The sequence below is a fragment of the Streptomyces sp. NPDC001852 genome (assembly GCF_042891825.1).
Lineage (GTDB): Bacteria > Actinomycetota > Actinomycetes > Streptomycetales > Streptomycetaceae > Streptomyces.
In genome coordinates, this window is sequence record NZ_JBIATN010000031.1 from 35,529 (window position 1) to 51,674 (window position 16,146).

The 16,146-nt window shown below is 73.3% G+C and carries 14 protein-coding genes and 2 pseudogenes; 6 read left to right on the forward strand and 10 right to left on the reverse strand.

What is annotated here, in order from left to right:
• Window position 1: 1 nt before the first annotated feature.
• Window positions 2-475, reverse strand: a complete 474-nt coding sequence (locus ACFYZB_RS37505) for a DUF1203 domain-containing protein (protein ID WP_388766100.1) — start codon at window positions 473-475, stop codon at window positions 2-4.
• A 113-nt stretch (window positions 476-588) separates the two neighbouring features.
• Here ACFYZB_RS37505 and pepN point away from each other — a divergent pair, with 113 nt between their 5' ends.
• Window positions 589-3,165 (forward strand): aminopeptidase N, encoded by a 2,577-nt coding sequence (gene pepN, locus ACFYZB_RS37510; protein ID WP_351212908.1) that lies wholly within the window; start codon window positions 589-591, stop codon window positions 3,163-3,165.
• 264 nt (window positions 3,166-3,429) lie between these two features.
• Here pepN and ACFYZB_RS37515 read toward each other — a convergent pair whose 3' ends face one another.
• Genes ACFYZB_RS37515 through ACFYZB_RS37530 form a run of 4 tightly spaced genes read right to left on the reverse strand, consistent with a single transcriptional unit; the run spans window position 3,430 to window position 7,615 of the window.
• A complete protein-coding gene (locus tag ACFYZB_RS37515) occupies window positions 3,430-4,326 on the reverse strand; it encodes a LysR family transcriptional regulator (RefSeq protein ID WP_388766102.1) in 897 nt (298 codons plus the stop codon).
• A gap of 17 nt (window positions 4,327-4,343) precedes the next feature.
• On the reverse strand, window positions 4,344-5,267 hold the full coding sequence (locus ACFYZB_RS37520) for a DMT family transporter (RefSeq protein ID WP_388766104.1): 924 nt from the start codon (window positions 5,265-5,267) through the stop codon (window positions 4,344-4,346).
• Window positions 5,268-5,300: 33 nt separating this feature from the next.
• Window positions 5,301-6,248, reverse strand: a complete 948-nt coding sequence (locus ACFYZB_RS37525) for an EamA family transporter (protein ID WP_388766106.1) — start codon at window positions 6,246-6,248, stop codon at window positions 5,301-5,303.
• Window positions 6,245-7,615, reverse strand: coding sequence for an MFS transporter (locus tag ACFYZB_RS37530; protein WP_388766107.1), 1,371 nt, complete (start codon window positions 7,613-7,615; stop codon window positions 6,245-6,247). The genes ACFYZB_RS37525 and ACFYZB_RS37530 overlap by 4 nt, the downstream gene beginning before the upstream one ends.
• Window positions 7,616-7,715: 100 nt before the next feature.
• Here ACFYZB_RS37530 and ACFYZB_RS37535 point away from each other — a divergent pair, with 100 nt between their 5' ends.
• Window positions 7,716-8,222: a MarR family winged helix-turn-helix transcriptional regulator gene (locus ACFYZB_RS37535; protein ID WP_388766110.1), complete on the forward strand. Its 507-nt coding sequence runs from the start codon at window positions 7,716-7,718 to the stop codon at window positions 8,220-8,222.
• Between the two features lie 46 nt (window positions 8,223-8,268).
• Here the strand turns inward: ACFYZB_RS37535 and ACFYZB_RS37540 are convergent, their stop codons facing one another.
• A complete protein-coding gene (locus ACFYZB_RS37540) occupies window positions 8,269-9,714 on the reverse strand; it encodes an FAD-dependent monooxygenase (RefSeq protein ID WP_388766111.1) in 1,446 nt (481 codons plus the stop codon).
• 118 nt (window positions 9,715-9,832) lie between these two features.
• Between ACFYZB_RS37540 and ACFYZB_RS37545 the strand changes: the two genes are divergently transcribed.
• Window positions 9,833-10,420, forward strand: a complete 588-nt coding sequence (locus tag ACFYZB_RS37545) for a TetR family transcriptional regulator (protein ID WP_388766113.1) — start codon at window positions 9,833-9,835, stop codon at window positions 10,418-10,420.
• Window positions 10,421-10,594: 174 nt separating this feature from the next.
• Here ACFYZB_RS37545 and ACFYZB_RS37550 read toward each other — a convergent pair whose 3' ends face one another.
• The 3 genes from ACFYZB_RS37550 to ACFYZB_RS37560 are packed head-to-tail and all read right to left on the reverse strand — an operon-like array spanning window position 10,595 to window position 13,352.
• Window positions 10,595-10,870: a hypothetical protein gene (locus ACFYZB_RS37550; protein ID WP_388766114.1), complete on the reverse strand. Its 276-nt coding sequence runs from the start codon at window positions 10,868-10,870 to the stop codon at window positions 10,595-10,597.
• A 58-nt stretch (window positions 10,871-10,928) separates the two neighbouring features.
• On the reverse strand, window positions 10,929-13,028 hold the full coding sequence (gene malQ / locus ACFYZB_RS37555) for a 4-alpha-glucanotransferase (protein ID WP_388766115.1): 2,100 nt from the start codon (window positions 13,026-13,028) through the stop codon (window positions 10,929-10,931).
• On the reverse strand, window positions 13,029-13,352 hold the full coding sequence (locus ACFYZB_RS37560) for a hypothetical protein (RefSeq protein ID WP_351212927.1): 324 nt from the start codon (window positions 13,350-13,352) through the stop codon (window positions 13,029-13,031). It lies immediately after the preceding gene.
• Between the two features lie 151 nt (window positions 13,353-13,503).
• Between ACFYZB_RS37560 and ACFYZB_RS37565 the strand changes: the two are divergent.
• Window positions 13,504-13,617: pseudogene (locus tag ACFYZB_RS37565) on the forward strand (PadR family transcriptional regulator); the annotation flags it as partial.
• A pseudogene (locus ACFYZB_RS37570) lies at window positions 13,614-13,777 on the forward strand (ABC transporter ATP-binding protein); the annotation flags it as partial. The pseudogenes ACFYZB_RS37565 and ACFYZB_RS37570, both read left to right, overlap by 4 nt.
• Window positions 13,778-14,056: 279 nt before the next feature.
• Here ACFYZB_RS37570 and ACFYZB_RS37575 read toward each other — a convergent pair.
• On the reverse strand, window positions 14,057-14,593 hold the full coding sequence (locus ACFYZB_RS37575; RefSeq protein WP_388766116.1) for an HNH endonuclease: 537 nt from the start codon (window positions 14,591-14,593) through the stop codon (window positions 14,057-14,059).
• A 324-nt stretch (window positions 14,594-14,917) separates the two neighbouring features.
• On the opposite strand from ACFYZB_RS37575, the gene ACFYZB_RS37580 reads away from it, so the two are divergent.
• Window positions 14,918-16,030, forward strand: a complete 1,113-nt coding sequence (locus ACFYZB_RS37580) for a mechanosensitive ion channel family protein (protein WP_388766117.1) — start codon at window positions 14,918-14,920, stop codon at window positions 16,028-16,030.
• Window positions 16,031-16,146: the final 116 nt, after the last annotated feature.

Here is a 16,146-nt window from a genome sequence, read left to right on the forward strand (position 1 = left end):
CTCAGGAGCGCCGCACCTCGTACAGAAAGCACCCGTACTCCACCGCCCGCACATGCACCACCGCCACCTCCGGGTCGGCGAAGGCCTCCGTGAGGGCGGAGGGGAAGCCGTCGTCCACCAGGCGCCCGCCCAGGATCCGGCCGTCGGCCGAGTACCGGCGCAGCACGCGGTGGGCGTCGGTGAAGGGCAGGGCGGCGGTGCCGGAGGGGCCCGGACACTCCTCGGCGTGGATGAAGACCGGGCCCTGCTCGTCGTACGCGCCGGGAGCGGCGCCCGTCTCGGCCGCCCAGCGGCGCAGGGGCGCGTACGACACCAGGGCGATGCGCTCACCCGGCCGGCTGCGGCGCAGGCAGCAGCGCAGCGGGGCGCCGCCCTCCTCGTCGGTGAAGGGGGACGGGGGGCGGCCCGCGTCGTCGGCGGTCCGCAGTTCCTTCAGCGACCCGGCCGAGACGGGGCGTGCGATGTACGTCGTCATGCCCCCCAGCGTCCTGCGCGGGCGCCCCGCTGACCGGCGGCAAACGGACATCGCGTTCCCCGTGGGTCCCGTGGAAGGATGGCGCAACCGACACATATCGAGGAGATGACCGCGTGCCTGGCACAAACCTGACTCGCGAAGAGGCGCAGCAGCGGGCCGAGCTGCTCACCGTTGACTCGTACGAGATCGATCTCGACCTCTCCGGCGCGCAGGAGGGCGGTACCTACCGGTCCGTGACCACGGTGCGCTTCGACTCCGCCCGCACCGGCGCGGAGTCCTTCATCGACCTGGTGGCGCCGACCGTGCACGAGGTGGTGCTCAACGGCGACCCGCTGGACCCCGCCGAGGTCTTCAAGGACTCGCGGATCGCCCTGCCGGGGCTGCTGGAGGGGCGCAACGTGCTCCGGGTCGTCGCGGACTGCGCCTACACCAACACCGGCGAGGGCCTGCACCGCTTCGTCGACCCGGTGGACGAGCAGGCGTACCTCTACACCCAGTTCGAGGTCCCGGACGCCCGGCGCGTCTTCGCCTCCTTCGAGCAGCCGGACCTGAAGGCCACCTTCCAGTTCACCGTGCGGGCGCCCGAGGGCTGGACGGTGGTCTCGAACTCGCCGACCCCCGAGCCGCAGGACAACGTCTGGGCCTTCGAGCCGACCCCGCGCATCTCGTCGTACATCACCGCGCTGATCGTCGGCCCGTACCACTCCGTGCACAGCGTGTACGAGAAGGACGGGCAGAGCGTGCCGCTGGGCATCTACTGCCGTCCGTCCCTCGCCGAGTTCCTGGACTCCGACGCGATCTTCGAGGTGACCCGGCAGGGCTTCGACTGGTTCCAGGAGAAGTTCGACTACGCCTACCCCTTCGCGAAGTACGACCAGCTGTTCGTGCCCGAGTTCAACGCGGGCGCGATGGAGAACGCGGGTGCCGTCACCATCCGCGACCAGTACGTCTTCCGGTCCAAGGTGACCGACGCGGCGTACGAGGTCAGGGCCGAGACGATCCTGCACGAGCTGGCCCACATGTGGTTCGGTGACCTGGTCACCATGGAGTGGTGGAACGACCTGTGGCTGAACGAGTCGTTCGCCACCTACACCTCCATCGCCTGCCAGGCCGCCGCGCCCGGCTCGCGCTGGCCGCACTCGTGGACCACGTTCGCGAACTCGATGAAGACCTGGGCGTACCGGCAGGACCAGCTGCCGTCCACGCACCCGATCATGGCGGACATCCGCGACCTGGACGACGTCCTCGTCAACTTCGACGGCATCACGTACGCCAAGGGCGCGAGCGTGCTGAAGCAGCTCGTCGCGTACGTCGGCGAGGACGAGTTCTTCCAGGGCGTGCAGGCCTACTTCAAGCGGCACGCGTACGGCAACACGCGCCTGTCCGACCTGCTCGGCGCGCTGGAGGAGACCTCCGGGCGCGACCTGAAGACCTGGTCGGGGAAGTGGCTGGAGACGGCGGGCATCAACATCCTCCGCCCGGAGATCGCCACCGACGCCGACGGCGTCATCACCTCCTTCGCCGTCCGCCAGGAGGCCCCGGCGCTGCCCGCCGGCGCCAAGGGCGAGCCGGTCCTGCGCCCGCACCGCATCGCCATCGGCCTGTACGACCTCGACGCCGGCTCCGGCAAGCTGGTGCGCACCGAGCGCGTCGAGCTGGACGTCGACGGGGAGCTGACGGCCGTACCCGAGCTCACCGGCAGGCACCGCCCGGCGGTCGTCCTGCTCAACGACGACGACCTGTCGTACGCCAAGGTCCGCCTGGACGAGGAGTCGCTGAAGACGGTCACCGAGCACCTCGGCGACTTCGAGCAGTCCCTCCCGCGGGCCCTGTGCTGGGCGTCGGCCTGGGACATGACCCGCGACGCCGAGCTGGCGACCCGCGACTACCTGTCCCTGGTCCTGTCCGGCATCGCCAAGGAGTCGGACATCGGCGTGGTGCAGTCGCTGCACCGCCAGGTCAAGCTCGCCATCGAGCTGTACGCCGACCCGGCCGCCCGCGAGTCCCTGCTGACCCGCTGGACCGACGCCACGCTGGCCCACCTGCGTGCGGCGGCGCCGGGCGGCGACCACCAGCTGGCCTGGGCCCGTGCCTTCGCGGCGACCGCCCGCACGCCGGAGCAGCTGGACCTGCTGGAGGGGCTGCTGGAGGGCACCCAGACCGTCGAGGGCCTGGCCGTGGACACCGAGCTGCGCTGGGCGTTCGTGGAGCGGCTGGCGGCGGTCGGCCGCTACGACGAGGCGGAGATCGCGGCCGAGTACGAGCGGGACAGGACGGCCGCCGGTGAGCGGCACGCGGCCACCGCCCGCGCGGCCCGGCCCACGGAGGAGGCCAAGGCGGAGGCCTGGGCCTCGGTGGTCGACTCGGACAAGCTGCCGAACGCCGTGCAGGAGGCGGTGATCGGCGGTTTCGTGCAGACCGACCAGCGCGAGCTGCTCGCGCCGTACGCGGACCGGTACTTCGAGGTCGTCAAGGACATCTGGGACGCGCGCTCGCACGAGATCGCCCAGCAGATCGCCGTCGGCCTGTACCCGGCGGTCCAGGTCTCCGAGGCGACCCTCGCCAAGACCGACACCTGGCTGGCCGCGGCCGAGCCGAACGCGGCCCTGCGCCGCCTCGTCTCGGAGTCCCGCTCCGGCGTCGAACGCGCGCTGCGCGCCCAGGCGGCGGACGCGGCGGCGGCCGAGTAGACACGGCACAGGGCGCCCGGCCCATGCACCGGGCGCCCTTGCCCCTGCCGACCGGCCTTCAACACGCCGGGCGCTCTTTCGGCCGACCCCGAAGGTCCAGGCGGCGGACGCAGCGGCAGGCGAGTAGACACGGCACCCAGAGCGCCCAGCCCATGCGCCGAGCGCCCTCTTCCCTGCCGACCGGCCTCCAGCGCGCCGGGCGCCCCTTGCCCCTGCCGGCCTGCCCTCAGCACGCAGGACGCCTCTCCCGCTGCCGACAGGCCCTCAGCCGGCGGCCACCGCCCGCAGCGTCTCCAGCACCCGGGCCACCGCCCGCCCCGTCTCCCCACCCCTGCGCACCGCCGCCGTCACATGCCGCACCGGCCCGTCCGGCCCGAGGTCGCGCATCACCACGCCGTCCCGGCGGCCCGCGGCCAGCCTGGGGACCAGGGCCACGCCCATGCCCGCCTCGACCATGGCGAGGATCGCGGTCCAGCCGGAGGCCGAGTGGCCCTGGTGGGGGCTGAAGCCGGCTGCCTCGCAGGCGCGGCGGGTGATGTCGGACCAGGGACCGCTGCCGCCGAAGATCCAGGGATCGGCGGCGAGGTCGGTCAGGTTCAGGGAGTCCGCGCGGGCGAGCGGGTGGTCCGGCGGCAGGGCCACGTCCAAGGGGTCGGCCAGCAGAGGGACTTGGGTGAAGCGGGGGTCCGCCGCGCTGGGGGCCGACGCCGCCAGGGACAGGGCGAGGTCGACCTCGCCGGCGGCCAGCAGGTCGTAGGCCTCGGCGGCCTCCGCCTCCGTCACCCGGACGGTCACCCCGGGATGCGTGTCCCGCAGGGCCCGTACGGCCGGTACGACCAGGGCGGGTACGGACGTCGGGAACGCACCGACCCGGACCTCCCCCGCCTCCCCGTGGAGGTACGCCGCCAACGCGGCCTCCATGCGCTCCAGTTGCTCGAAGACCGGCTCGGTGTGAGCCAGTACCAGGCGGGCCGCGTCGGTGAGCCGTACCCGGCGGCCCCGCGCCTCGAGCAGGGGCACGCCGAGTTGCCGGGCGAGATTGGTGAGCTGCTGGGACACCGCGGACGGGGTCATGTGCAGGGCCTCGGCCGTCGCGGTCACGGTGCCGCGCTCGCGCAGGGTGCGCAGGATCTGCAGCTTTCGGATGTCCCACTCGGCCATGCCGGGAAAGCTACACGTCAGCGGCGTGAACCCGCGCCCAGGACCACCCCGCCCAGGATCAGCGCCATCGACAGCAGCTGCGGCAGGCCCGTCGTCTCACCGAGCACGGCCCAGGACAGCAGGGCCACACAGACCGGCTGGAGGTGGTAGACGATGCCCGCGCGGGTCGCGCCGAGGAGGGCGATGGCCTTGTTCCAGGCGAAGAAGGCCACCGCGGAGGACGCGACGCCGACATACAGGAGGGGCAGGACGGTGGCGGCGGTGGGGTGGAAGGAGCCCTGTACGGTCACGCTCACCGCCTGTGCGGGCAGCAGGAGGGCCGTGCCGGTCAGGAACGTGGTGAACAGGAAGCCGGTGCCGGTCAGTTCGGCCGGCTTGCGGCGCAGCAGCGCGCTGTAGGCGGCGAAGCAGCAGGCGGCCGCGATCATCCACAGATCGCCGGACGAGAACTCCGCGCCACCGGCCACGAGCAGCGTCACGCCCGCGCAGGCGATCAGCAGCCCGGTGGTGCGGCGTGCGCCGAGCCGTACGCCGCCCAGCCGTTCGAACACCGCCATGAGCACCGGGGAGGCGGCCATGATCATGCCCATGGTGGCGGCGGGGGTGGTCAGTCCGGCCTGGTTGACCAGGGTGTTGTAGGTGGCCACGCCGAGGACGGAGGCGAGGAGGACGTAGCGGGCGTGGCGGCGCAGCAGGGCCCGTTGCCGCCAGGCCTGCCGGGCGCCGAAGGGGGCCACCGCCACCAGCGCGATCGCCCAGCGCCAGAAGGCGTGCTGGACGGGCGGGACGCTGTCGTGCAGACCGCGGGAGGTGACGAAGCTGCCGGACCAGACGAGGGTGGCGAGCGCGGCGAGGGCGAGACCGGCCGCGGGGGCGGTGGCCTTGCGGGCGGGGGTGGTGGAGGTGGAGGTGGTGGTGGTCCTGGGGAGGACGGCGGCCACGGGACTCCTTTCGGTGGGTGGGTGTCCGTGTTCCTACCGTCGCAGCCTCGGATCCATAAGGTCCATCGAATCTTTTCGAGCAGTCTTTTCAGTCAGACTGAACGATCCGGTTGAACTGGACGGTCGGCTCCCGCCTCCACCGAGCTGTCCCGCGAGCGTCGCGCCGAACGCCAGCGCCATGCCCGCCACCTGCAGCGGTGCGAGCACCTGGCCGAGGGCCGCCCAGCCGACGACGGCGGCGGTGAGCGGGGAGAGCGGACCGAGGAAGGCGACCTGGGTGGCGGTGAGCCGGCCGATGCCACGGAACCAGAGCCAGTACGCCACCGCCGTGTTGGCCAGGGCGAGATAGAGGTAGCCGCCGACGGCACGGGCGTCCAGGGCGGGCGGGGCACCCTCGGCCAGGACGGCGAGCGGCGCGATGAGCAGGCCGCCCGCGGTGAGCTGCCAGCCGGTGAGCGCCAGCGGGCCCACGCCGTCCGGGCGGCTCCACCGCTTGGTCAGCACCGTACCGGCGGCCATCGAGGCGGTGGAGGCCACGGCCGCGAGCACGCCCAAGACGTCGAGCGTGCCGGTGCCCTGGAGGACGACGAGGCTGACGCCGAGGGCGGCCGCGACGCCGGTGGCGAGCGTGCGCGGGGCCGGCCGCTGTCCGAGCAGCAGCGCCGAGAGGCCGACGACGAACAGCGGCTGCACCGAGCCGACGACGGCGGCCATACCGCCGGGCAGCCGGTACGCCGACACGAACAGCAGTGGGAAGAAGGCGCCGATGTTCAGCACGCCGAGCACCACCGACCGCCACCACCAGCGGCCCCGCGGCAGCACCCGGGTCAGCGCCAGCAGGAGCAGTCCGGCGGGCAGGGCCCGCAGGAGAGCCGTGAACAGGGGGCGGTCCGGCGGCAGGAAGGTGGTGGTGACGGCGTAGGTGGTGCCCCAGGAGACGGGGGCGAGCGCGGTGAGCGGGACGGTCAGGGATCGCTTCACGGCCGGGTCCCCCTGGTTCCCCCGTCACCTTCGGCAGCGGCGAGGGCGGGGGCGGCGGCGCCGCCCTGGACCACCGTCGCCGGCAGCGGTCGTACCACTGTCGTCGGCAGCGGTCGTACCGCCTCCGCCGGCAGTCGGGATTCCGTCCGGATCAGGAGGGCGGCGGCCACCGCCGAGGTCACGACGAGGACGGCCCACGGCGCCCGGCCGTCCAGGGCGAGCAGGGCCGTGAACAGGGAGGGCGCCACGGCCTTCGCCAGCGACCAGGACATCTGGTACGCCGCCAGATACCGGCCGCGCACCGCCTCCGGCGCCGCCGCCACCGCGAGCACCTGGGCCGCGGGGCTGTGGATCAGCTCGCCGAGGGTGTAGACGACGACCACGGCGACCATGGCCCCGCCGAGGACCACGTCCGAGGCCGGCCGCACGGTGCCGAGCACGATCTGCGCGGCGAAGGCGGTCGCGAACAGCCCCCCGCCCAGCGCCGCCGCCCGGGTGCGCCGTGCCCCGGCCCCGCGGACCCGCGCGCCGACACCGACACCGGCGACCGCGCACAGCACGGTGTTGAGGGTGAAGGCGGTACCGGTGAGCACCGAGGGCCCGTGCAGCCACTCCACCATGAACAGGGGGAACAGGACCGACAGCGCCGAATAGCTCAGCGCGTTCAGGAAGTTGGCGCCGGTGACGACCAGGAAGGGCCGGTCGGCGAGGACGAGCCGGTAGCCGGCGCCCGAGGGGCGCGGGGCCGCGGCCGGGGCCGGGGCCGTGGGCGCACCGGCCGTCCGCACCCGCCGCAGGGGGCGCAGGGGCCGCAGCAGCAGCGCCGCGAGCATGAAGGACAGGGCGTTGCCCCAGGCCGCGTACGTGTAACCGGCGCTGCCCGCGAGGGAGATGACCAGCGTGGCCAGCAGCGCACCCGCCCCGTTGCCGGCGTTCTGCAGGGCGCGTGTCGACGCCTGCAGCCGGTCCTGCCCCGCCCCGCTCGCCACCTCGCCGATCAGGGACTGCTGGGCCGCCGGGAAGGCCCGGTCGGCGGCGGCCGTGACCAGGGCGACGGCGGCGAAGGCGGGGAGGGAGTGGGCGAACGGGTAGAGGGCGAAGCCGGCGACCCGGATGCCGTACAGAACGTACTGCACCTGCTTCGCGCCGTACCGGTCCACCGCCGTACCGGCGAGCGGGAGTACGGCGATGCCGGCGAGGCCGGTCGCGGTGAGCACGGCGCCCACGACCGTGAAGGACAGCCCGGTGACGGCGTGGAAGAAGACCAGCGTGAACGGGACGTACATGCCGGTGCCGATGCCGTTGACGGCGGCGGTGACGGGCAGGGCCCATTCGCCGGGTATGCGCTCGCTCTTTCTTTCCACCATGCCCCCTAGAAGTGACTCGATGGCAAGTAGCTTAGCACTAAGCAACTTTCCATCAAGCTACTTTCTTGCTGGCGACCGCCCGGAAGGCGATACTCGGCGCATGAGTGCAGGCAAGGATTCCGTCGACGCGATCATCGACCAGTGGGCGGCCGTGCGACCCGATCTCGACTCCAGGGCGATGGAGGTCTTCGGGCGGATCTACCGCCTCTCCCGCACCATGGGCGACCGCATGGAGAAGGCCTACCAGCCCTACGGCATCTCACGCGGCGAGTTCGACGTGCTCGCGACCCTGCGCCGGGCCGGCGAGCCGCACACCCTCTCGCCGCGCCAGCTCTCGGCCACCCTCATGCTCACCACCGGTGGGATGACCGGGCGCCTCGACAAGCTGGAGAAGGCCGGCCTGCTGCGCCGCTCCCCCGATCCGCACGACCGCCGGGGCCTCCAGGTCACGCTGACCGAGAAGGGGCTGGACGTCATCGACCGGGCCGTCGGCGCGGGCCTCACGGTCCAGACGGAGGCCCTGTCCCGCCTGGACGACGAACAGGTCGGCCAACTGGCCGACCTGCTGCGGGAGTTGCTCGCGGGGACGCTGGAGGCGCCGCACTAGGGCGGGAGGGCCGCACTGGGGCGGCAGGCGTCGTACCGGGGCGGGCTCAGCCCCCGAGGTGCGCGGTGAGCGCCGCCTCGATCTCCGCCGCGCCGGCCGAGTCGGCGGCCCAGGCCGCGTAGCCGTCGGGGCGGACCAGCACGGTCGTACGGCGGCCGCTCGCCCAGTGCGCCACGGCCAGCCGGTCCGCGCGGCCGGGCCCCGCCCCGTACGGCTCCGGGGTGATCAGCACGAACCGGCCACCGCGCAGGGCCTCGTAGAGGCGGCCGCCGCCGGCCAGGGCGACGTCCGGGACCCGGGTGCCGGTGAGGCGGTGAGCACCGCGCGGTGCGGGGTAGCGGTAGCCGATGCCGGTGACCTGGCCGGCGACCTTGCGCCGGGCGGGACCGACGGCGTCGAGGAACGCGGTGAGCGCGGAACGGGCCGCGAGGGTCCAGGGGCGCTTGGCCATGGCGAGGCGGACGATCCCGCCGCTGCTGCGCAGCACCGACCTGCCCACGGGGTGCCGCTCGGCCTGGTAGGTGTCGAGCAGCGCGGGGCGGGCGTGGCCGGTGACGACCGCCGCGAGCTTCCAGCTCAGGTTGGCCGCGTCCTGGAGCCCGGTGTTCATGCCCTGGCCGCCGGCCGGGGTGTGCACGTGGGCGGCGTCGCCCGCCAGAAAGACCCGGCCGACCCGGTAGGCGGGCGCCTGCCGTTCGCCGCTGTGGAAGCGGGACATCCAGCGGGCGTCGTGCATCCCGAAGTCCCGGCCGAGGGCGAGCCGGGTGATCTCCTGGATCTCCGCCAGGTCCAGCGGCTCGGTGTCGGGGACGTTGCGGCCGCGGTGCCAGCCGATCACCCGGTGGTAGCCGTCGCCGAACGGCGCGAGGAAGGCGAAGGCGTCGCCGACGGCGTTGACGGTGAGCAGGGTCGGCGGCTCCTCGGCCAGCCGTACGTCGGCGAGGACCACGGACCGGATCACCGACCTGCCCGGGAAGGGCAGCCCGATCGCGTCCCGTACGGCGCTGCGCATGCCGTCGGCGCCGACGACGTACGCGGCCCGGAACGTCTCCGTACGACCCTCGGGTCCGCGCGCCTCGACGGTCACCCCGTCGGCGTCCTGGGTGAGCCCGCTCAGCTCGGTCTCGTGGCGGAAGTCGACGCCCGCCTCGACCGCTCGGCGCTCCAGGACCTCCTCGACCTCGTACTGCGGCAGGACGAGGAGGTGGTTGAACCGGGAGGGGAGGGCGGCGAGGTCGACGGTGAGCCGGCCGAAGAGGTTGAGGCGGTCGAGGGGTCGGCCGGCCTTTTCGAGGTCGTCGGCGAGGCCGCGGGCGTCGAGCTGTTCCAGGGTGCGGGCGTGGAGGACGAAGGCGCGGGAGAGGTTGCTGATCTTGTGCGGGCGCTTCTCGAGGACGGTGACCGGGACGCCGGCGGAGGCGAGGTCACCGGCGAGGAGCAGGCCGGTGGGGCCGGAGCCGACGATGACGATGTTTCCCTTGGCGCCGTTCATGGTGGGCCTCCTGAGGGTGCCAACGCTTGTTGGTCAACGCTTGTTGGCAACGGTAGAACGGACTGACGGCCGAGTCAACAGTTGTTGGCCCCACGCGCGTCGGCCTACGCTCGTTGACATGACTGGCAGGGCCGGCAGCACGAAAACGAGCCAGGCGCGCCGCTCCGACGCCACCCGTACCGCCATCCTCGACGCGGCCCGGGAGCGATTCGCCGCCGACGGCTACGAGCGGGCCACCATCCGGGCGATCGCCCGGGACGCACGCATCGACCCGTCCATGGTGATGCGCTACTACGGCAGCAAGGAGGGCCTCTTCGCCGCGGCCGTCGCGCTGGATCTGCGCCTCCCCGACCTGACGCAAGCGCCCCGGGAAGAGGTGGGCCGGACCCTGGTGGCCCACTTCCTCGACCTCTGGGAGGGGAACGAGAAGCTGACGGCCGTCCTCCGGGTCGGCGCCACCAACCCGGCCGGCGCCGAGCGGATGCAGGGCATCTTCCGGGACCAGCTGCTGCCACTGGCCGAGCAGGTGTGCCCCGACCCCGACCAGGCCCCGGCACGAGCCGCCCTGTGCGCCACCCAACTCCTCGGACTGGCCCTCACCCGCTACGTACTGCGCCTCCCGGCAGCCCGGGAACTACCACACGAGGAACTGCTGGCGTGGCTGGGGCCGACGGTACAGCGATATCTGACGGCGCCGAATCCCTGAACAAGAACTGTGGGCGCATCCGCACCTGGGCATGGGCAAGACAGTCTGGGGGCAGCGGGACCCGGGCCTCACACTCGGCGCAAACGCCGAGGGCGCCCATCTCGCCCGGGTACGGCGTCGGCGCGCGCGTAACCGTGGGAGGGCGGGCGCCCCCGGTGGAGAAGCAGTGGCCGGTCAGGCCTTGGCGTCGGCCTCGGGCTTCACGCTGGACGAGGGCTTGATCGTCCTGATCTTGGACTTGTCCAGCGCCATCACCAGACCGGCGATGACCGCGAACAGCGCGAGCGGGAGCAGCACGTAGAGGCCCAGCGTCTGGATGACGCTCAGGCCGGGGCCGGGGTCGTCGCCGTCGTCGCGGGTCAGCGCGAGCGCGGGGGACGACATGAGCAGCATCATCAGCGTCGTACCGGCGGCCAGGGCGCCGGCGCGCAGGGCGTTCTTCTTGTCCACGATCTCAAGTTAGCGAACCACCCGGACGGGCACGCGCCCGGGGTACCGTACGGGTGAGTCACCCGTCTCCGACCTGCTCGAAGACACGGAGCAGCGCCCTCAGCCGGGGGGAGGCCGTCAGTTCCTCCAGCGGCACCGGGCGGCCCTCGCGGTCCGCGATCGGCAGCCGCCAGTTCGGGTACTGGTCCCAGGTCCCCGGGAGGTTCTGCGGGCGTCGGTCGCCGACGCCGTCCGGGAGCCAGACGCCGATCAGCCGGGCCGGGGTGCGCAGCAGGAAGCGGTGGACGGCGCGGATCTCCTCCTCCTCGTCGGAGCCGGGCGGTCCGGCGGCGGTCAGGTCCAGCAGGCCGAGGCTGCCCAGCAGGGCGAGCCACTCGGCGGTGTCGGCGGTGGCCTCGGCGCGTTCCTCGGGTGCCGGGCGGGTGAGCAGGCCCAGGCGGTCGCGCAGGTCGACGTGGTCGCCGGTGAGCCGGGCGGCGGTGGGCGGCAGGTCGTGGGTCGTTGCGGTGGCCAGGCAGTCGGCGCGCCAGCGGTCGGGGGGCAGGGGGTGGCCGTCGCCGTCCCAGTCGCGTTCGAACCAGAGGACCGAGGTGCCGAGCACCCCGCGCCGTGCGAGCGTCTCGCGTACGCCGGGTTCGACGGTGCCGAGGTCCTCGCCGATGACGACGGCCCCGGCGCGGGTGGCCTCCAGGGCGAGGATCGCGAGCATGGCGTCGGCGTCGTAGCGGACGTAGGTGCCGCCGGTGGGCGGGCTGCCCTGGGGGACCCACCAGAGCCGGAACAGGCCCATGACGTGGTCGATGCGCAGGGCGCCGGCGTAGCGGAACAGGGCGCGCAGCAGCTCGCGGTAGGGGGCGTATCCGGAGGTGGCGAGGCGGTCGGGGCGCCAGGGGGGCAGGCCCCAGTCCTGGCCGCGGGCGTTGAAGGCGTCGGGTGGGGCGCCGACGGACGTGCCGGCGGCGAACACGTCCTGCTGCGCCCAGGCGTCGGCGCCGACGGGGTGCACGCCGACGGCGAGGTCGTGCACGATCCCGACGGGCATGCCGGCCTCGCGGGCGGCGCGCTGGGCGGCGCGGAGCTGGACGTCGGTGAGCCAGGCGAGGCGGGCGTGGAACTCGACCCGTTCGGAGAGCTCGGCGCGGGCGCGGGCGGTCTCGGCCGAACGGGGATCCCGCAGGGCCGACGGCCACCGCTGCCAGTCGGCGCCGTGGATCTCGGCGAGGGCGTACCAGGTGGCGTGGTCGTCGAGGGCCTGGCCGTGGGCGGCCCGGAAGGCGTCGTAGGCGGCCTGCCGGCCGGGGGGCAGGGGGACCCGCAGGACCGTCTCCAGCGCTTCCCGCTTCAGCTCCCACACCGCGTCGCGGTCGATGAGGGCGCCCTTGTCCAGGACGTCGGCGCGCAGCCGTTCGGCCCGCTCCAGCAGGGCGGCCGGCCGCTCGCGGTCCGTGACGTACGCGTACTCGGGGATGTCCTCGATCCGCAGGTGTACCGGGTCGGGGAAGCGGCGGGAGGAGGGGCGGTACGGGGAGGGGTCGGTGGGGGCGCCGGGTACGGCCGCGTGCAGCGGGTTGACCTGGACGAATCCGGCGCCGGCGGTGCGTGCGGCCCAGCCGGCCAGTTCGGCGAGGTCGCCGAGGTCGCCCATGCCCCAGGAGCGGCGGGAGAGCAGGGAGTACAGCTGGACGAGGAGGCCGTAGGAGCGGCCGGGCGGGGCGGGCAGCCGGTCGGGGGCGACGACGAGGTGGGCGTGGCCCGTGCGGCCGTCGGGGGCGAGGGCTGTCACCCGGTGGACGCCCAGCGGGAGCTCCCCGGCCGCGTCCCGCTCGTCCCCCTGCTCGGTCTCGATGCGCAGGCGGCTGCCGGGCGGGAGCGCGGCGAGGGCGGCGGGGCCCTGCGGGTCGCCGGCCCAGTGCACGAGCGTCGGCGGCAGCAGGCGCTCGCGCAGCTCGCGTTCCCGTGCGGCGAGGGCGGTGCGTACGGCGGCGGGGCCGGCCGCGTCGACGCCGAGGGCGGCCAGGGCGGCGGCCACGGCGGAGGCGGGGACCGGGACGTCGCGGCCCGGGGCGGGGCTGTAGGAGGTGGCGACCCCGTGCAGTTCGGCGAGCCGGGCCAGGTCCCCGTCCGGGAAGTCCGCGAGGTCCTCGGACGCCGCGGTCATCTACGGCCTCGCGCCGAAGGCACCGGACCCGTGGTGCCCGGCAGCGTAGGTGCCGGACTCGTACGACCCCGCGCCGTAGGGGTCGGATGCGTACGGCGCCGCGGCGAAGGCGTCCGACTCGCTGGTCAGCGCGGTGGCCTCGGCGAGCGGTGGCTCGCTGGTCAGGGGCTCGGCGTCGGGCAGGGGCGGCTCGCTGGTCAGCGGGGCCTGGGCGCAGGCGCTCTCCGCGCTGAACACGCACAGCGCTGCGTCGTCGGTCGGGGCGGACGGGTCCGCCCCGGGTTTCCACTGGGCCGGGATCGGGAGTCGAGCCGGTGCGGCCACGGGGGCCTCCTTTTGGGTGGCGCTCGGATGCTGCGGTTTTGAACGGATTACGGCAGGCCTACCCCGTGACGGCGTCGGCACTCCCGACAGCCACTCGAACACGCCTCCCCGACGGCCGCCGATCACTGTTCACTCAGTACATGTATCGAGTGCAACCGTGCTCTCGGCCGACTACGCCCTCAACCACCTCGACGCCGACCTCCGCTGGATGAACACCACGGCGGCCCGGCTCACCACTTTGACCGCGGAGGTCGACGGAGCATGACCCGCAAGGGGGACACCTCGGCCCCGGTTCTCTCGGGCCGGGACCTGGTCAAGACCCATGGCAGGACACGGGCGCTGCGCGGCGCCCCGGCGGAGCTGCACGCGGCGAGATCGTCGCCGTGACGGGGCCCGGCGGCAGCGGCAAGTCGACCCTGCTGCACACCTCGTCGCCCTCGTGATCACCCTCTCCGGTCTCGCCGTGGGCACCGCCGAGTCGGTGGCGTACGGCGCGCTGCTGGTGCCCGTGGGCGTGTACGCCTGCTGTCTGCCGGCGGCGGGCCACCGCGCTGCCCCTGTTGCGCCGTACGGCGCACCCGGCGGAGCTGCGGTACACGTGAGCGCCGGCTACGGGAGCACAGGGGACTCCCGGAGCCGGTTCGCGCCCCTCGGCACGGCGCACGCTCCTCGGTGCGGCGGGTACGCGAAGGCCCGGATCGCCGTCAGGCAGAAATGCCGTCGATCCGGGCCAGGGCATCGTCCGCGCCGAACGGCTGCAAGTAGGGCAGCCAGCGCGGGTCCCTGTGCCCGGTGCCGATGATGCGCCAGGCCAGCCCGGTCGGCGGCGCCGGTTTGTGCCGCAGTCGCCACCCCAGCTCGACGAGGTGACGGTCGGCCTTCACGTGGTTGCAGCGGCGGCAGGAGGCCACCACGTTGTCCCAGACGTGCTTGCCCCCGCGACTGCGCGGGATGACGTGGTCGACGCTGGTTGCGACGCCACCGCAGTACATGCACCGGCCCCCGTCGCGCGCGAAGAGCGCACGTCGGGTGAGAGGAACGGGCCCCCGATAGGGAACCCGGACGAATCGCTTGAGCCGGACCACGCTGGGTGCGGGGACTGTGACGGTTGCGCTGTGCATATAGGCGCCGGATTCCTCGAGGGCTACTGCCTTGTTCTCCAGGACGAGGACGAGCGCGCGGCGGAGCGGTACGACGCCGAGCGGCTCGTACGACGCGTTGAGGACCAGGACATGCGGCACGGGTGCCTCCTTGGGCGTCGGCGGCGCGTGGCTCGCGCCGGGACGATCTGCAGTCAGTCTCCCCTCATGCCTGGTGGAAGCGCCACCATGTCCCGGTAACGGGCTGGGAGTGTTTTCGACCACACCTGATTCATCCCCCGGATCATGGCCGGTTCAAGCCAGGGTGAGTCCCGTCTCTCCTGCGGCCCTCCTTGGCGGATCCGCGCGATGCTCACACAATGCCCCGTTAGTGTGGTGGCCCTGTCCGTCCGGTGACCTTTCCGTGACCTTGAAGACCTTGACCGCCCACCGGCACGGACCACGCAGCACCTGGAGGTACCTGCCGTGTCGTCCTTGCCCGCCGTCCTTCTGGCCGCCGGTGCGTCGCCGACCCCGTCCCCCCCTCCCTCCGGCTCCACGGAGCCGGCCGTGCGCTCGCTCCAGGACGCCCAGCAGAGCGCGACGCACGCGGCGAGCTGGGTCGAGCAGAACTGGTCGACATGGCTCGCGATGGGTCTGCAGATCCTGCTGATCCTCGTGATAGCCGTCGCGCTGCGCGCGGCGGTACGGCGGGCGATAACCAAGCTGATAGACCGGATGGGCCGCACCGCCGAGGCCGTGAACGGCACGGCGCTGGGCGGGCTGCTGGTCAACGCCGAGCGACGGCGGCAGCGGTCGCAGGCGATCGGCTCGGTGCTGCGCTCGGTGGCGAGCTTCCTGATCCTCGGTACGGCCGCGCTGATGGTGCTGTCCACCTTCAAGATCAACCTGGCGCCGCTGCTGGCGTCCGCCGGTGTGGCCGGTGTGGCGATCGGTTTCGGCGCCCGGAACCTGGTCACCGACTTCCTCTCCGGCGTGTTCATGATCCTGGAGGACCAGTACGGCGTCGGTGACGTGATCGACGCGGGCGTGGCCACCGGTGAGGTGATCGAGGTCGGGCTGCGGGTGACCAAGCTGCGCGGGTCCGACGGCGAGATCTGGTACGTCCGCAACGGCGAGGTCAAGCGGATCGGCAACCTCTCCCAGGGCTGGGCGACGGCCGGCGTCGACGTGACGGTGAAGGCGAGCGAGGACCTGGACCGGGTCAAGGCCACGCTGGACGACGTCGCCGAGCACATGAGCAAGGAAGAGCCCTGGAACGAGCTGCTGTGGAGCCCGGTCGAGGTCCTCGGCCTGGACTCGGTGCTGATCGACTCGATGGTGGTGCGCGTCTCGGCGAAGACGATGCCGGGCAAGTCGGTCACGGTCGAGCGCGAACTCCGCTGGCGCATCAAGCGGGCGTTCGACGCGGCCCACATCCGCATCGTGGGCGGCGCGACGTCGGTCGAGGACGCGGAGGACACGCCCGACCCGGCGGCCTCGGTGGCGGCCCCGTCGGTCTTCGCCAACGCGGACTCCGCGCAGGCCAAGGCGACGACGCCGATAGCTCCGCAGCAGCCGGAGCCTCCGGTCAAGTAGCGAGCGGAACGGTTCAGCACACTCGTTCGAGTGAACAGACGGGGCATTCCGGCGCGCGGTGCGCAGGGGTGCCCCATCGTTCTGCCGGGGCGCCCAGCGTGGGCTTAGCCTGGCAT